The following is a 14,194-nucleotide window of genomic DNA, read 5'->3' as shown; positions in this document are numbered from 1 at the left end:
CATTTTGTGGCAGATCAAAATAAAGAAATAGTAGTAATCAATGAAGATACGATTAAGAATAGGATTTACTATATAAGAAATCAAAAGGTTATGCTTGATTTTGAACTTGCTGAAATCTATGGATATACAACGACAAGATTTAACGAGCAAGTAAAAAACAATTCGGAGAAATTTGATGATGATTTTATGTTTCAGTTGACGAAATCAGAGTTTGAAAACTTGATATCGAAAAAATCGACATCAAGTTGGGGCGGTCGTAGAAAACTACCTTATGCTTTTACAGAGCAGGGTATTTATATGCTTATGACTGTATTAAGAGGAGAACTTGCCGTTAGACAGAGCAAGGCTTTAATACGAATGTTTAAGCAGATGAAAGACTTCATCATTGAAAACCAAGATTTTATCAGCTCAAAGGAATTAGTTCAAATAGCAATTCAAACAAATCAAAACACAAATGATATTGCAAGGATAGATAGTAAGATTAACACACTAGCTACTAAAGAAGATTTAAAAAAGGTAATGGATAATTTTATAGACCCGGAAACATATAAACATTTTCTTTTGATGAATGGAGATAAGATAGAAGCTGATGTTGCCTATACAAAAATATATAAATCAGCAAAGAAAAGTATTTATGTAATAGATAACTATATAGGACTTAAAACATTAGAACTTTTAAGAGCTGCAAGAGATAAGATTCAAATTGTAGTCTTTAGTGATAATGTCAAGAACAAGGATATGCTTACAAAAAATATCTTAGATGATTTTAGAAAAGACTATCCTAATATAGACCTGAAACTGAAGATAGCAGGTAAAAAGTATCACGATAGATATATAGCAATAGACTATGGAACAGAAAATGAAGCCTTTTATCTTTGCGGAGCTTCGTCAAAGGATGCGGGAAATAAAATATCAAGTATTACCAAGATAGAAGAATCTTCTAAAGATATGTACAATGATATGTTTAGTAAGATGTTAAATAATAAAGGCTTAAAAATTTAATATATAATTATGTTAAATTATAGCAATACGCAAGGCGGTAGAAGTAAAAACTATCGTCTTTTTTTATTTGAAGAAAGGGAGGAGAGCATGGCAGATAAAAGAATGTTTTCACTAAAGATAGTGGATAGCGACTTATTTTTGGATATGCCACTAAGTAGTCAATGCCTGTATTTTCATCTATCAATGCGAGCAGATGATGACGGGTTTGTAAATAATCCTAAGAAAATCATCAAGATTATCGGAGCTAATGAAGATGACTTAAAGATACTTATTGCCAAAGGTTTTGTAATAGTATTTGATCAAGGAATTATCGTCATTACTCATTGGAAGATAAATAACTTTATTAGAAAAGACAGATATAAGCCAACAATGTATATCGAACAGAAACAACAGCTTTATCAGACGGACAATGGAGCATATATTTCAGAAGAAAAAGTTGGTTGTCATCTGGTTAACCAAAGGTTGTCAAGTGGTCAACCCAGTATAGATAAGGGTAGATTAGATAAGGTTAGTATAGATAAGGGGAGAGAAGAACAGTCCACCCCCATTTTTTATGGAGAATTCAAAAATGTAAGGTTAAGCAAAGAAGAATATAAAAATTTAAAAGAAAAATTAAACTTACACACAGAAAAAATGATAAATAAACTATCAAGATACATGGAAAGCAGTGGTAAGACCTATCAAAACCACTATGCGACAATCTTAAAATGGTATGAGGAAGATAAAGAAAAACTAAACCATCAAGGAGGAAATAAAAAAATGAACTATGATGTAGGAGAATCTTTATAGGTAAAAAGAGGTGGAAAGCCACTATTAAAGACTTTAAGTCTAAAAAGGTATCAAAGTATGCCAGAGATAATAAAAAGATAAATATGACACTTAAAAGGCGATTAGAAAATTAAAAATCTAATCGCTTTTTTTTATTGCATGAAAGGATAAGCTATGACAAAAAGACAAACAAAATATATTGTAAAAAGAAATTATGATAATAGAAGAACAGACACAGACGCTTTTCTAAGATTAATAAAAAAATCAAGCAAAATAAGTAAGGACAATGAAATTGAGTATAACAAATATAATATTGATAGTAATGAAAAAGAGTGCTATAATAAAAATAGTTTTAGAGAAAGTTGTGTTATTTCTGAAAACTCAAATAAGGAGGAATAGGAAATGATACAAACAAATTCAAATCACTTTTCATTCAAAGCTGCAATTTATTGCAGACTATCTAAAGATGATGAGCAGAAAGGAGAGAGTGCCAGCATACAAAACCAAAAGGAACTTTTAGAAAACTATGTAAAATCAAAAGGTTGGAGTATTTACGATGTATATATAGATGATGGATATACTGGATTAAATACAAATAGACCATCATTTCAAAGACTAATTAGAGATATTGAAAATAAGAAAGTGGATATAGTCATCACTAAGGACTTATCAAGGCTTGGAAGAAACTATTTGCAGACTGGATACTATACAGAAAATTTCTTCCCAAAGAACAATGTCAGATATATAGCTTTAAATGATGGAGTAGATACCTTTCAAGAAAACAACGAAATAGTTCCTTTTAAAAATGTTTTAAACGAGTTTTATTCAAGAGATGTTTCCAAAAAGATGAAATCTGCCTATATGACAAGGGCAAGGCAAGGAAAATTTATTGGTTGTCTTGCTCCAATAGGATATAGGAAAGACAATGATGATCCACATAAATTAGTAATCGATGATGAAACTTCATGGATTGTTGAAAAAATTTTTGATCTAGCTTTTAGTGGCTATGGAGTACAAGCAATTAGGAGAAGACTTTTTGAAGAAAAAATACCCACACCTACCTGGTGGAATAGAAAAAAAGGACTTAGAAATAAAAAAACTAAGTTAGAAATGACCGTAGATGGTGGAGAGTATTGGTGGGACTGCACAACCCTAAAAGAAATTATTGAAAATCCAGTTTATATTGGTCATATTGCTAGTCAAAAAGTTAATTATAAATTCAAAGTAGGTTGGTTATCAGATAAACCCAAAGAGGAATGGATAATCGTAGAAAACACACACGAACCCATTATTTCTGAAGATATTTATAATATAGCAAATGAAAAATTAAAGAGCAGGAGAAGACCATTTAAAAATGGAGAAGAAAGCATATTTGCAGGCATTGTAAAATGTCCCGATTGTGGAAAATCTTTAAATCTTGGAAGAAACAAATCAAAAAAAAGAGAAAAGTTACTCACTTGTAACACTTATAGAAGATATGGAAAGTCTTTATGTAGTCAACATAGAATTTATTACGATACTCTTTATGAGATAGTGCTAAAAGATATTAGAAAAAATGCAGAAATAGCATTGAAAGACGAAAAAGAAATCATAAAAGCACTTGAAAGATCACGAGAAATTGATAATGAAGAAGAACAAAAATTCATTATGGATAAGATTTACGAAGATCAGATAAGAGTGGAAGACTTAACTAAAAAGATTGAAAGACTATATGATGACTGGCTAGATAATAATATAAGTGAAAGTAACTTCCAAAAAATTCTTGAAAAATCACAAAACGAACAAGACTATCTAAACCAAAGAATAGAAGATAATCAAAAATTGATTGTTAAAGAAGATCTTGAAGATATTAATGTCAAAAAATGGATTGAACTCATAAAAAAACATAGGGATATAAAGAAGCTGGACAAAGAAACCTTAAACGAACTCATCTCAAAAATCTATGTTCACGAAAAAGAAGTAGTGAATGGAGAAATCACCCAAACAATTGATATTTACTACAATTTCATAGGAAATACAGACACACTACAAGTATTTTACAATCTCTAATTAGGCATAAAGCAGCTAATGGCTGGTGGCGGTATTGTCCTAATCGGCTTAAAACTAATTCCATTGCTTTCAAACGTATTGAAGTAAGGAGAGTATCTTATGTTTGGTATTTTCGATAAGATAGAGGAATTTTTTAAAGAGCTTCTTCTCGGAGGTATCCAAGCAAATCTTGAGTCAATGTTTATCGACATTAATGATAAAGTCGGAGCAGTTGCAACTGATATAGGCAAGACACCAATGGGATGGAACTCAGAGGTATTTAACTTTATCAAGAGTATCAATGATAGTGTCATTATTCCAATTGCAGGTTTAATCATTACAGCAGTTTTATGTATTGAGCTGATAAATATGGTTATGCAAAAGAACAATATGCACGATGTTGTATTCTATAAGAGAAGTTATTCCAATATAGAATAACCTCAAATATAAAATACAAATTATCAAGCCTATTTACGATTGTTACAACCAAATAAATGAATTAGAAATATTGGAACTACTTTTTTCTTTTCCTAAAGTTAATACCGGAGTTTTTAATGATAGGAGATTTCTTGAATAGTCTCCTTAAAAATTCCTTTTCATCTTCAGATAACCTTTTATACTTTAGTTGAAAGGAATTACAGAAAATTTCAATGAACTTGTCTATATTGTTCCCTGAAGAAACCATGATTTGACGAATTTTTTGCAATGATAAAGTATCATCATCTTCAGGAATACTATCAATATCCTGTTCATGTTTTTTACGAATATCTTTTAGAATAGTATCCCATGTTTTATGAGTAATATGACAAAAGAAATCTTCTTCACCCACTTGAGCAGCCGATAGAGTCCTTAAAGTATGGTCATTATCAATATTGGGATGTTGACTAATGATTTCAGCCCTGACAGTTTCAAGAGAAGAATTTAAGTCATTAAATCGCTTAGTAGCAACACCGTCAACAAAAATCTCCGTATCAGCCATAAGCTCCCTAAACTTATCATGTGTAGCAATTTCACAAAGTAAACGGTTATTGATAAAACCACTTAACAATAAATCAATCATATCATCACTCAAATGTAGATTAGTTAAATCTGTATTTGGGTGCTTTTTATTTTCGGTAAGACAAAGTAAATAGTCGGTAGAAACATTATAAAACTGTGCAAGTGTAACTAAATTACCATGATTTATTTCTTTGTAATCATCATTTTCATAGTTACCTAAAGCAGATTTTGAAATACCTGTTAGTTTAGCCAATTCCTCTAAATTTAGATTGTGTGCAACTCTTAAATCTTTTAAGCGTTCCTGTAAGGTTATTTTACATTTCATAAAAGATAACCTCCTTGATACAAAATATTCTTATAAATATTATACCATACCATTTCCACAAACGTGGAAAAGTGGGAACAAAAACGTATATTCCAAGATTTAGGACATACGGGAAGAATAGCAAAAATACAATATCATACAGACATAAAGAAAAGTGTTCTTTGACAATTGAATGAGCGGTCTGTAAGGATATGTGTCTATGGGGAAGTAGGCGATGACATTCTGAGCATCAGAAAAGAGCTTGTCAAGTAGAACAAAACGTCGCTGTGAGATTCAGGGGCAGGAACTATATCAGATGTAACCGACAAAATATGCAACTGAAATAAATGACACATATAGTTGCAAATCTTGCTTAAAAATGATATAATAATTAAAGAAAGGATTGTAAAGAAATGGCTCAAATGAGGAATAGGATAAAAGAAAGAAGAAAAGAATTAGGACTTACGCAACTTGATTTAGCAAAAAAAGCTAGTATTTCAAGACAGTATATAAGTAAATTTGAGAGGAATTCGGAATCTGAACCACCATCGCTTAGAGTGGCGAATGAGATAGCAAGAGCTTTGGGGACTTGTATATATAGAGTTTTTGATTTGGACGGTAACGAAACTTATTCATGTGATGATTGTGACGAATAATTATCATAGTATTTTTGATGTATCTAAAGTTAAATAAGAATTGGAAAGTTATGTGATGAAATATGATATAGATGTAACGTGGGTTGAAAATGAAATAATAAGGAGGTTTTTTGAATGGATTATGTCGATAGAGTTAAAGATACTTTTTCTGGAGCTGTAGCAGAGGGATGGGAAACAAAATCTAATTACATTTTTGACATAAAAGGATCGGATAATCTTATGATGGAACTTATATCCAATGAGATAGATAGTCTGTTATCTGATGATATAGAGCTTTTAGAAATTGGATGTGGGACAGCAAAGCTTATTAAAAAATTATATGAGCATTACAAAACTGATATTAACATCACTGGGATAGAAATGAGCAAAGATATGATAAGTAAAGCTTATAATCTTTTGGAGTATCCCAATATTGAAATACTGGAAAAGAATTTTGAGGAGTACTTTTGTGATAAGAAGTTTGATGTAATTATCCTAAAGCAGGTATTCCATCACATGAGAGATAAAAGAAATAATCTGAAACACATGAAAGAGTTACTAAAATCTGATGGGAAAATAATCATGATGTTTCCTAATGAGAAGTATCAATCTACTATACTACCATTTAAAGAGGAGAATGACTTATTAGGAAGAATAAATAGGGTTAGTATGGAGAAATATGTTAGTAATTTAGACATGGAAATTTTAGACATTATAGATACTCATTGTGTTGTGAAATATAAGAACCTGAAGGATTATTTTAGTTTCTTGTATTCAATTGGGTCAATACAAAAAATATTTGCCTATGAAAGTGAAAAGTATAGTGTTATAGGTGATTTTATTGAATTGTTTGGTATGACACTGAGCCAAACTAACGAAATTCAGGTAGATTTTGATTATAGTTACTATATTTTAGGGAAAAAAGGTTAGGAGGACATTATGAATAATTATTATGAAAATATAGTTGGTGCTTTTGATGATTGGGCTAATACGTATGAGCAAGAAGCGGACGAAAAATTAAAACTTAGAGGATATTCTTATGATGAACTTGGTAAATATATAGCTGATAAATTTATGCCAATAAATAGTGAGTTTATAAAAGTTTTGGAGTTGGGAACAGGAACAGGGCTTCTTGGACTTAATGTAGTAAAAAATAGTAAGTGCAAGTTGATGTTGACAGGTATAGATATATCCCAAAATATGTTGGAACATGCAAAGAAAAAGGGAATCTATGGTTCTTTGGAGTGCATAAATTCTGAACTGATTGGTAGTATAGGTGAATTTGATTATATTTATTCAGCGTTTATGTTTCATAGCGTTTTAGACCAAGAGAATCTGTTGAAATCACTGTATCAAATTGTTTGTAAAAATTCTAGGGTTATAATTATTGATTTGGTTCCTGATTTAGCATTATTAGGAAACGCATATGACTTTGAATCTCATAGCAGGAAGTATGAACATGGAGCTCCCTCTAATTATCATGATAATAAGTCAATGATTAAACTTTTAAACGAAAGTGATTTTGATATTATTGAGATAAAAAGATTTGGTATCAATAAGGATTTTAATCATATTGCATACGTTTTGCAAAAATAGTTTTATAGGAGAAAAGTATGATAGAGTTATTAAATAAAGTAAAACAATTGCATAAACAAAATAATTTTAAGGCAAATGGCGGAGAAGATAAACTTTTTAGAATGGCTTTGATTATGGAAGAAGTAGGAGAGATTTCTGAGGCTATAACAAAAGATCTAGATAATTTTGAAGAGGAACATGCAGATTTGTTGATTTTGTTGCTAGGAAATTGTGTTGCATATGATATAGACATATTAAAGCTTACTAATGAAAAGTTAGATAGACTTTTAAAAATGAAGCCTTCGAAAAAAAATGGATATAAGAGAATTATAACAAAAGAAAATAAGAGGTAGATTATGAATGTTATGATTGCGGGAGCATGGGACGAAAATAATATAGAAATTCTAGATTTAGCAAAAAGAATTGGTGAGAAAGTAGCGGAGAAAGGCTGGACATTAGTGTCAGGTGGCGGAAGTGGAATTCCATTTGCTGCCAATGAGGGTTCAGAGAATTTTAATGGAGATTCTATTGCATTTCTTTATAGAGATAAAGCTACAGAAAAAAAAGAACTAAGTACAAATGCTAAATACAATGTATATACAGATATGGGGTGGGATGGTAGGAGTGTTTTAGCGATTAAATCGTCTGATTCATTGATTGTTGTTGGTGGCTGCAATGGAACTTTGAACGAAATAACGCTTGCATATTTGAATAATATACCTATATTCATAATAGAAGATAGTAGTGAAATGATAAAAAGATTTAAAGAGTTTTTGATTGATGGTAAATATATTGATTATAGGAAGAATGTTGAAATTAAATTCACTTCAGATATTGAATATATTTTTAAAAGTATAGAATGTAGTAAGGAGTCTTCGATATGATATTATCTGTTTCAAGGCGAACAGATATACCTGCTTTTTATTCTGAGTGGTTTGTGAAAAGATTAAAAGAGGGATTTGTATACTCAAGAAATCCAGTTAATCGTAAGATGGTAAGTAAAATCATTTTAAGTCCAGATTTGGTGGAAGCTATAGTTTTTTGGACTAAAAACGCAATCCCATTAGTTCAATATTTAGATGAAATTGAAAAAATAGGATACGACAAATATTGTTTTTTGTATACCATAACTAACTATTCGAACGACATTGAGAGATATCTGTTTAATAAGAAAGAAATTGTAGATAATTTTATATTATTAAGTAAAAGGATTGGAAAGGAAAAAATGATTTGGAGATACGATCCAATTTTACTTAATGATAGATACGACTTGAATTTTCATAAAGAATCATTTAAAGAATTATGCGAACAAATTGGAGAGTATTGCGACCATGTGGTGATAAGTTTTATTGATATTTATACAAGGAATAAAGATTATTTCAAAGAGGTAAGTGAGGAGAGGAAACTTGATATATTGAAAAATTTTCTTGACATAGCTAAACCAAAAGGTATCCCGATACACTTATGTTGTGAACAACAAACAGAAGCCCAATATTTGAGAAAAACAGCATGTATAAGTTGCGAGCTAATAAAAAGTGTTACGGGGCTTGACGCACACTACCAAAAAGATAAAGGACAGAGAAAGGAGTGTCTATGTTTGGAAAGTGTTGATATAGGAGCATATAATACTTGTGGCAATGGTTGCACTTATTGTTATGCAGATAGAGGGGTGAATGTTATGAGTAAGTACGATTTAAATAGTCCGATTTTGTGCGATAAAATATATAATGATGATGTTATAAAAGAAAGGGTTAATAGAAAAATTATAAATGGTCAATTAACTCTTGAAGGATTTTAAAAAATGAAAAATAAGATTAACTATCAAATAAATAGGGATGCTGTAAAATTCATTTTGAGCCAAGGCATTTCAGTGTTAGGTTCTTCAGTCGTAAATTTTAGTATAATATGGTACTTGGTATTAAAAACTTCATCGTCATATATTCTGACAATAACTATACTTTGCACATATATTCCGCAAGCTTTGATAGCATTGGGGCTGAGTCATATAGGGGATAGATATAATAAAAAGGTTTTAATAATTATCGGTGATATTATTACCGCTTTTGTGACGTTATTATTGTATATAATGATTAGCAAAGGATATGATTCGCTCAAATATATTTATATCACATGTGTTTTACGTTCTTTTGGAGCGGGCATACAGTTACCGATGGTTAATTCGTTTTTACCAAACATCTGTGATAATAGTGAGTTAAAAAAAGTGAATAGCTTAAATTCAACAGTGAATTCTTTGATACAGTTAGTTTCTCCAGGGATAGGAGGAGTTATATTAGCTACATTTGGATTTAAGGGCAGCCTGCTCATTGATGTTTTGACTGCTATTATATCTATTTTAATTTTAAGCAAGATAAAGTATAAAATATTACAAGAAAATAATACTGGAGATAAAATATTTAACCCAAGAGATATTTATGATGTTTGGAATCATATTAAGAAAAGTACAATATTAAATCGCCTTATAGTGTTTTGTGTTTTATTCAATTTTTTTGTGTCAATACCTGCATTTTTCACACCAATTTTGGTTAGCCAAGTATATGTTGGCTCTATAATGAAATTAACTTTAAATGAGACAATGTGGTCGGTAGGTACTCTTGTTGGAGGGATATTGCTTTTTTTTGCAAAAAACAATACCATAAAGAAATATGCTGTTACTATAAAAGAAGCTGTAATTGTGTTTGGACTCTCAATATTTCTTTTGGGTGTGGTGTCTAATTTTATACTATATTTAATAATTTTGTTTGTTTCGGGTGTTGCGATGACACTATATTCTACTCTTAATAATATTATAATTCAAAGCATAACTTCTGAAAGATATATTGGGAGGGTATTTTCTGTAATTCAAACAATAATTAGTGTTGCTACACCATTTGGCATAATAATACTGGGAATGCTATCGGAGTATATGGGAATAAGATTTGTTATGTCATTATCTGGGATTTTTATAATAATAGGCGTGTTATTTAGTAAAATTGGGAAGAATCAAGAAAATATATATTATTGAAAGAAATGCTAAGTATTTAGATGAGTGCTTAGTATTTTTTGTTTGAAAAAATATATAAGGAGGAAATTGTGATGAAAGAATTAGAAAAAATAATGGAAGAAATTGAGAAAGAAACATGCAAAATTGAAAAGGCACAAAATAGAAAAAAGCTACTTAATCAAAAGAAAAATCAATTAAAAAGAAAAGCTGAGACACAAAGAAAAATTCAAAAGGGCGGAGTGTTTGAAGCCTTTGAAAGAGAAATTACAGGTAGGCAAGAAGATACAAATAATGATTTAGTTTATGCCTTTTTAGACTATGTACTATCAGATAACAGGAACAGAGAAAAGCTAAAGGAACTTACGGAAATTCATATTAAAGATAAAGAAATTGATGTAGAAGAAACTAAAAATCCTAATGATGAAAATGACAAGTTAGACAATCAGAAAGTAGAAAACTCAGATGAAGATATGGAGGATGATTTTTTAGAAAGTGAAGATTAAAAATAAGGATTAGATAGGTGGCTTTTATGAAAAGTAAATATGAGAATTGATGGTGCAAAGTGGAGAGAACTTTTAACACTTTGCTTTTTTGTTGACTTGGTAAATCTACAAAAAGCAAAGTCCACAGGGGTTTAAGGGGGAGTAGCCCCCTTACAATTCAAAATGGATTTATCCTTTTGAATTTCTTAGCGGAGCGATAGGCTTTCCGCAGGAACGCAAAGCACCGTAGTTAAACGGTGTATCTTTGCGCCCTTTGAAAAAGGGAGCGAAGATACCTGACATCATAAAGATACTAAAATATAAAAATTAAATATCGTATAGAGATTAGCAGATAGAAAAATTTTAAGAAAAATCTATCTGCTTTTCTTATGCCTAAAAATATAAAAATCATAAATGGAAAGGAGCGAAAAAGAATGGAAATCAAAAGCCTACATACCCATGTAGATATAGTTTCAAGGTCAAAAGGGCATAGCGTGATTGCAAAAGCTGCATACAATGCAAGAGATAAATTACAAGATGAATACTATGGAAAAACACATGATTATTCTAAAAAAGAAGACCTTGTATTCTCAAAAATATTTCTGCCGGAACATATCCCGAAAGAGTTTTCAAACAGAGAATACCTATGGAATGAAGTTGAGAAAATCGAAAAAAGTAAAAATTCACAACTTGCAAGAAATCTGCTCTTTACACTTCCAAGAGAATTAAATGAACAGGACAGAATAAAATTAATCAGCGAATTTATAGAAGAAAACTTTACTTCTAAAGGTATGATAGCAGACTGTAATATTCATAATCCTATGGCAAGCGATAATGAAGAACAACCACACGCCCATATCTTACTTACCCTTAGAGAAATAGACGAAAAAGGGAATTGGAAACCGAAATGCAGAAAAGAATATATCCTTGATGAAAACGGAGAAAAGATAAAACTGAAAAGCGGAAACTTTAAATCAAGAAAAGTAAATTTGAACGATTGGAACGAACCTGACAAAGCAAAAGAGTGGAGAGAAAACTTTTCAAAGAAAGCAAACGAATACTTGGCAAGGAACAACATAAATAAAAGGATAGATCCACGCACCTTTAAAGAACAAGGCAGAGAAGAACTCCCACAAATTCATTTAGGCACAAGCAGTTATCAGATGGAGAAAAAAGGCATACAGACAGAGAGAGGAAACCAAAACAGAAAAATCATAGCCTTAAATAAAGAGTTCAAAAAATTAAAAGAAGAAATTGCAGAAATAAGCAGTTGGATTTTAAGTTTGATAAATATGGTAAAAGGACTGTTGAAAGGATTTTCTAAAGAAAAACAAGAAGAATATAACCTAACTCCAGACCTTTTTGATGTTTATTCCTATCTTGAAACCTACTATAAAATTCAAAAGGAACTTTCTAAAAATCTAAGTTATGACAGTAGAATGAGAAAAGAACATTTTGACTCTAAAAAATATGTTAATGCCCTATCCTATATGAGCAGCAATAACCTAAAGACAATCATAGATATACAGTGTAAAAAAGATGAAGTATTGACAAAGCTAAAAGAAAATAAGGAAAGCATAGCCGACTGTAATAAGCAAATTAAGAACATAGAAACTATAATCAAACAGGCTAAAATAATGAGAGAACATAAAACTGTCTATGATAGATACAAAGGAGCTGGTAATTCTATCTTCAGTAAAATAGCAGGAACAAGTAAAGAAGAATATTACAATTCCCATAAAGAAGAAATTGATAAATATATTAGAGCAAAATCTATTCTAAAAAAATTAAGTGGAAGTGAAAAGATAGAAACAAAGAAATGGGAGAAAGAAAAAAGAGAGTTGCAGACAGATATAAATCATCTCACTTTTAACCAAAAATTTATAAAAGAGGAAATTACTCAAATAAACCATATCAAATATGTAGTAGGAGAAGTAAATAAAGACTTTGGAATAGTTATAAATATTGAGATAGAAATAGCCTATAAAAAGGCTATTGCAAGAGGAGAAAAACCAAGTGTAAAAATGGCATTAGAAGAATTTCAAAGGCAGATTAAAAAAGAGGATAGGCAAAAAGCATGGGCAAAGAAGTATTACAAGAATAAAGACCATATTCATAAGGAAACTGAAAGATAGAAAAGAGCCTTTATTTTTGGTATAATTATGTCAATTAAAATAAAACTTTGATGATAAAATGAGCTTGTTAACCGTAAGCTGATTATGATAAAAAGATTAAAACTCCCACCATTGGTGTAAGAAACAGAATAAATTAAAGAATCAGATTGGAGTGATTAGAATGGATAAAAAAGATTTGGCTATTATAGGAGATAGTGAATATAAAAAATTACTTTTAGATTTAAAGGAAAAAGTTAGACGCAGTCAATTAAAAGCAGCAGTAAAAGTTAATTATGAGTTGCTTGATTTGTATTGGAACTTGGGGAAAGAAATTGTTGAAAAACAAAAGCAATATTCTTGGGGTGATAGTTTTCTAAAATTATTGAGTAGTGATTTAAGAAAAGAATTTCCAGACATGGGAGGATTTTCAGCCGTAAACTTAAAACACATAAGATATTGGTATAACTTTTATAATGATTACTTAATTGGGTTACAAGCTGTAACCCAATTATCGGATATTGAAAGAAGAATAAAAAGTATTCCTTGGGGACATAATCAAAGGATTATGTATAAGTGTAAAGATGTCAAAGAGGCTTTGTTTTATATAGATAAGACTATTGAAAATGGATGGAGCAGGACGGTTTTGGAACATCAGATTGATGGAGATTTATATAAAAGGGTTGGGAATGCAGTTACTAATTTTGATAATAGGTTACCGGCTGTCCAATCTGAATTAGCTAAGCAAACAATAAAAGATCCATACAACTTTGATTTTCTAACAATAAGGGATAAATATGATGAAAGAGAGTTGGAAGAAGCATTAGTAAATCAAATAACTTCTTTTCTTTTGGAACTTGGGACAGGATTTTCTTACATGGGTAGGCAAGTCCATATCAAGGTTGGAGAAAGTGATTTTTATATGGACTTACTTTTCTATCATGTTAAACTACACTCTTATGTTGTAGTAGAATTAAAGACAGAAAAATTTAAGCCGGAATTTGCAGGTCAACTCAATTTTTATGTAACAGCTGTAAATAAGAATATGAAATCAAATAGTGATAATCAAACCATAGGAATACTAATTTGCAGAGATAAAGATAATGTAGTCGCTGAATATTCGCTTGAAAATATCTCACAGCCAATAGGAATAAGTAAGTATGAAATTAGCAAATTACTTGAGCAGGAATATAAAAGTAGCTTACCATCTATTGAAGAAATAGAAGAGTCTATAAAAGAATTAGATTCAGAAAAATAAAATATGAACTTACAAAAGGCGATAGAAGTAA

Annotated in this window: 15 protein-coding genes and 2 pseudogenes; 16 read left to right on the top strand and 1 reads right to left on the bottom strand. The window is 30.3% G+C overall.

The genetic code is table 11. The features are described from left to right. Positions 1 to 6: 6 nt before the first annotated feature. The 6 genes and pseudogenes from FQT67_RS07605 to FQT67_RS07580 all read left to right on the top strand — a co-directional run. Positions 7 to 1,002: an ORF6N domain-containing protein gene (locus tag FQT67_RS07605; RefSeq protein ID WP_046177061.1), complete on the top strand. Its 996-nt coding sequence runs from the start codon at positions 7 to 9 to the stop codon at positions 1,000 to 1,002. Positions 1,003 to 1,089: 87 nt separating this feature from the next. Then, positions 1,090 to 1,791: a hypothetical protein gene (locus tag FQT67_RS07600; protein WP_046177021.1), complete on the top strand. Its 702-nt coding sequence runs from the start codon at positions 1,090 to 1,092 to the stop codon at positions 1,789 to 1,791. 153 nt (positions 1,792 to 1,944) lie between these two features. Further along, positions 1,945 to 2,169: a hypothetical protein gene (locus tag FQT67_RS07595; RefSeq protein WP_046177020.1), complete on the top strand. Its 225-nt coding sequence runs from the start codon at positions 1,945 to 1,947 to the stop codon at positions 2,167 to 2,169. A 3-nt stretch (positions 2,170 to 2,172) separates the two neighbouring features. After that, positions 2,173 to 3,819, top strand: coding sequence for a recombinase family protein (locus FQT67_RS07590; RefSeq protein ID WP_143936407.1), 1,647 nt, complete (start codon positions 2,173 to 2,175; stop codon positions 3,817 to 3,819). A gap of 3 nt (positions 3,820 to 3,822) precedes the next feature. After that, positions 3,823 to 3,906, top strand: a pseudogene (locus FQT67_RS07585) (Maff2 family mobile element protein); the annotation flags it as partial. A 12-nt stretch (positions 3,907 to 3,918) separates the two neighbouring features. Next, positions 3,919 to 4,197 (top strand): annotated as a pseudogene (locus FQT67_RS07580) (CD0415/CD1112 family protein); the annotation flags it as partial. A 115-nt stretch (positions 4,198 to 4,312) separates the two neighbouring features. Here FQT67_RS07580 and FQT67_RS07575 read toward each other — a convergent pair. Then, positions 4,313 to 5,122, bottom strand: a complete 810-nt coding sequence (locus FQT67_RS07575) for a helix-turn-helix transcriptional regulator (protein WP_004612248.1) — start codon at positions 5,120 to 5,122, stop codon at positions 4,313 to 4,315. 392 nt (positions 5,123 to 5,514) lie between these two features. On the opposite strand from FQT67_RS07575, the gene FQT67_RS07570 reads away from it, so the two are divergent. The 10 genes from FQT67_RS07570 to FQT67_RS07525 all read left to right on the top strand — a co-directional run bounded on the left by FQT67_RS07570 (position 5,515) and on the right by FQT67_RS07525 (position 14,163). Continuing rightward, positions 5,515 to 5,757: a helix-turn-helix transcriptional regulator gene (locus tag FQT67_RS07570; protein ID WP_261308901.1), complete on the top strand. Its 243-nt coding sequence runs from the start codon at positions 5,515 to 5,517 to the stop codon at positions 5,755 to 5,757. A 114-nt stretch (positions 5,758 to 5,871) separates the two neighbouring features. Then, positions 5,872 to 6,666 (top strand): class I SAM-dependent methyltransferase, encoded by a 795-nt coding sequence (locus FQT67_RS07565; protein ID WP_046177019.1) that lies wholly within the window; start codon positions 5,872 to 5,874, stop codon positions 6,664 to 6,666. A gap of 9 nt (positions 6,667 to 6,675) precedes the next feature. Next, entirely contained in the window at positions 6,676 to 7,332 is a 657-nt protein-coding gene (locus FQT67_RS07560; protein ID WP_046177018.1) for a methyltransferase domain-containing protein, read from the top strand. A 17-nt stretch (positions 7,333 to 7,349) separates the two neighbouring features. Further along, on the top strand, positions 7,350 to 7,664 hold the full coding sequence (locus FQT67_RS07555; protein ID WP_143936406.1) for a MazG nucleotide pyrophosphohydrolase domain-containing protein: 315 nt from the start codon (positions 7,350 to 7,352) through the stop codon (positions 7,662 to 7,664). Between the two features lie 3 nt (positions 7,665 to 7,667). After that, positions 7,668 to 8,195, top strand: coding sequence for a hypothetical protein (locus FQT67_RS07550; protein WP_143936405.1), 528 nt, complete (start codon positions 7,668 to 7,670; stop codon positions 8,193 to 8,195). Next, on the top strand, positions 8,192 to 9,109 hold the full coding sequence (locus FQT67_RS07545; RefSeq protein WP_046177017.1) for a DUF1848 domain-containing protein: 918 nt from the start codon (positions 8,192 to 8,194) through the stop codon (positions 9,107 to 9,109). The genes FQT67_RS07550 and FQT67_RS07545 overlap by 4 nt, the downstream gene beginning before the upstream one ends. A gap of 3 nt (positions 9,110 to 9,112) precedes the next feature. Then, positions 9,113 to 10,333 carry an MFS transporter gene (locus FQT67_RS07540; protein WP_143936404.1) on the top strand — a complete coding sequence of 407 codons (1,221 nt, stop codon included), beginning with the start codon at positions 9,113 to 9,115 and terminating at the stop codon, positions 10,331 to 10,333. Positions 10,334 to 10,404: 71 nt separating this feature from the next. Next, the gene (locus tag FQT67_RS07535; protein ID WP_143936403.1) at positions 10,405 to 10,815 is read left to right on the top strand and encodes a hypothetical protein; all 411 of its coding nucleotides are present in this window, start codon (positions 10,405 to 10,407) and stop codon (positions 10,813 to 10,815) included. Positions 10,816 to 11,228: 413 nt separating this feature from the next. After that, positions 11,229 to 12,929, top strand: a complete 1,701-nt coding sequence (gene mobQ / locus FQT67_RS07530) for a MobQ family relaxase (RefSeq protein ID WP_046177012.1) — start codon at positions 11,229 to 11,231, stop codon at positions 12,927 to 12,929. A 160-nt stretch (positions 12,930 to 13,089) separates the two neighbouring features. Beyond that, entirely contained in the window at positions 13,090 to 14,163 is a 1,074-nt protein-coding gene (locus tag FQT67_RS07525) for a PDDEXK nuclease domain-containing protein (RefSeq protein ID WP_046177011.1), read from the top strand. Positions 14,164 to 14,194 lie beyond the last annotated feature (31 nt).

It is taken from the genome of Streptococcus sp. NCTC 11567 (assembly GCF_902141215.1).
GTDB lineage: Bacteria > Bacillota > Bacilli > Lactobacillales > Streptococcaceae > Streptococcus > Streptococcus dysgalactiae.
Note: the sequence above shows the minus strand (reverse complement) of the source record. Positions and strands in the feature narration are given on the sequence as shown.

What these genes read in the sequence shown, in the direction of transcription:
- FQT67_RS07555 (WP_143936406.1), top strand. Translation starts at nt 7,350, where the DNA reads ATGATAGAGTTATTAAATAAAGTAAAACAATTGCATAAACAAAATAAT.
- FQT67_RS07560 (WP_046177018.1), top strand. Translation starts at nt 6,676, where the DNA reads ATGAATAATTATTATGAAAATATAGTTGGTGCTTTTGATGATTGGGCT.
- FQT67_RS07590 (WP_143936407.1), top strand. Translation starts at nt 2,173, where the DNA reads ATGATACAAACAAATTCAAATCACTTTTCATTCAAAGCTGCAATTTAT.
- FQT67_RS07600 (WP_046177021.1), top strand. Translation starts at nt 1,090, where the DNA reads ATGGCAGATAAAAGAATGTTTTCACTAAAGATAGTGGATAGCGACTTA.
- FQT67_RS07550 (WP_143936405.1), top strand. Translation starts at nt 7,668, where the DNA reads ATGAATGTTATGATTGCGGGAGCATGGGACGAAAATAATATAGAAATT.
- mobQ (WP_046177012.1), top strand. Translation starts at nt 11,229, where the DNA reads ATGGAAATCAAAAGCCTACATACCCATGTAGATATAGTTTCAAGGTCA.
- FQT67_RS07545 (WP_046177017.1), top strand. Translation starts at nt 8,192, where the DNA reads ATGATATTATCTGTTTCAAGGCGAACAGATATACCTGCTTTTTATTCT.
- FQT67_RS07540 (WP_143936404.1), top strand. Translation starts at nt 9,113, where the DNA reads ATGAAAAATAAGATTAACTATCAAATAAATAGGGATGCTGTAAAATTC.
- FQT67_RS07575 (WP_004612248.1), bottom strand. Translation starts at nt 5,122, where the DNA reads ATGAAATGTAAAATAACCTTACAGGAACGCTTAAAAGATTTAAGAGTT.
- FQT67_RS07525 (WP_046177011.1), top strand. Translation starts at nt 13,090, where the DNA reads ATGGATAAAAAAGATTTGGCTATTATAGGAGATAGTGAATATAAAAAA.
- FQT67_RS07570 (WP_261308901.1), top strand. Translation starts at nt 5,515, where the DNA reads ATGGCTCAAATGAGGAATAGGATAAAAGAAAGAAGAAAAGAATTAGGA.
- FQT67_RS07535 (WP_143936403.1), top strand. Translation starts at nt 10,405, where the DNA reads ATGAAAGAATTAGAAAAAATAATGGAAGAAATTGAGAAAGAAACATGC.
- FQT67_RS07565 (WP_046177019.1), top strand. Translation starts at nt 5,872, where the DNA reads ATGGATTATGTCGATAGAGTTAAAGATACTTTTTCTGGAGCTGTAGCA.
- FQT67_RS07595 (WP_046177020.1), top strand. Translation starts at nt 1,945, where the DNA reads ATGACAAAAAGACAAACAAAATATATTGTAAAAAGAAATTATGATAAT.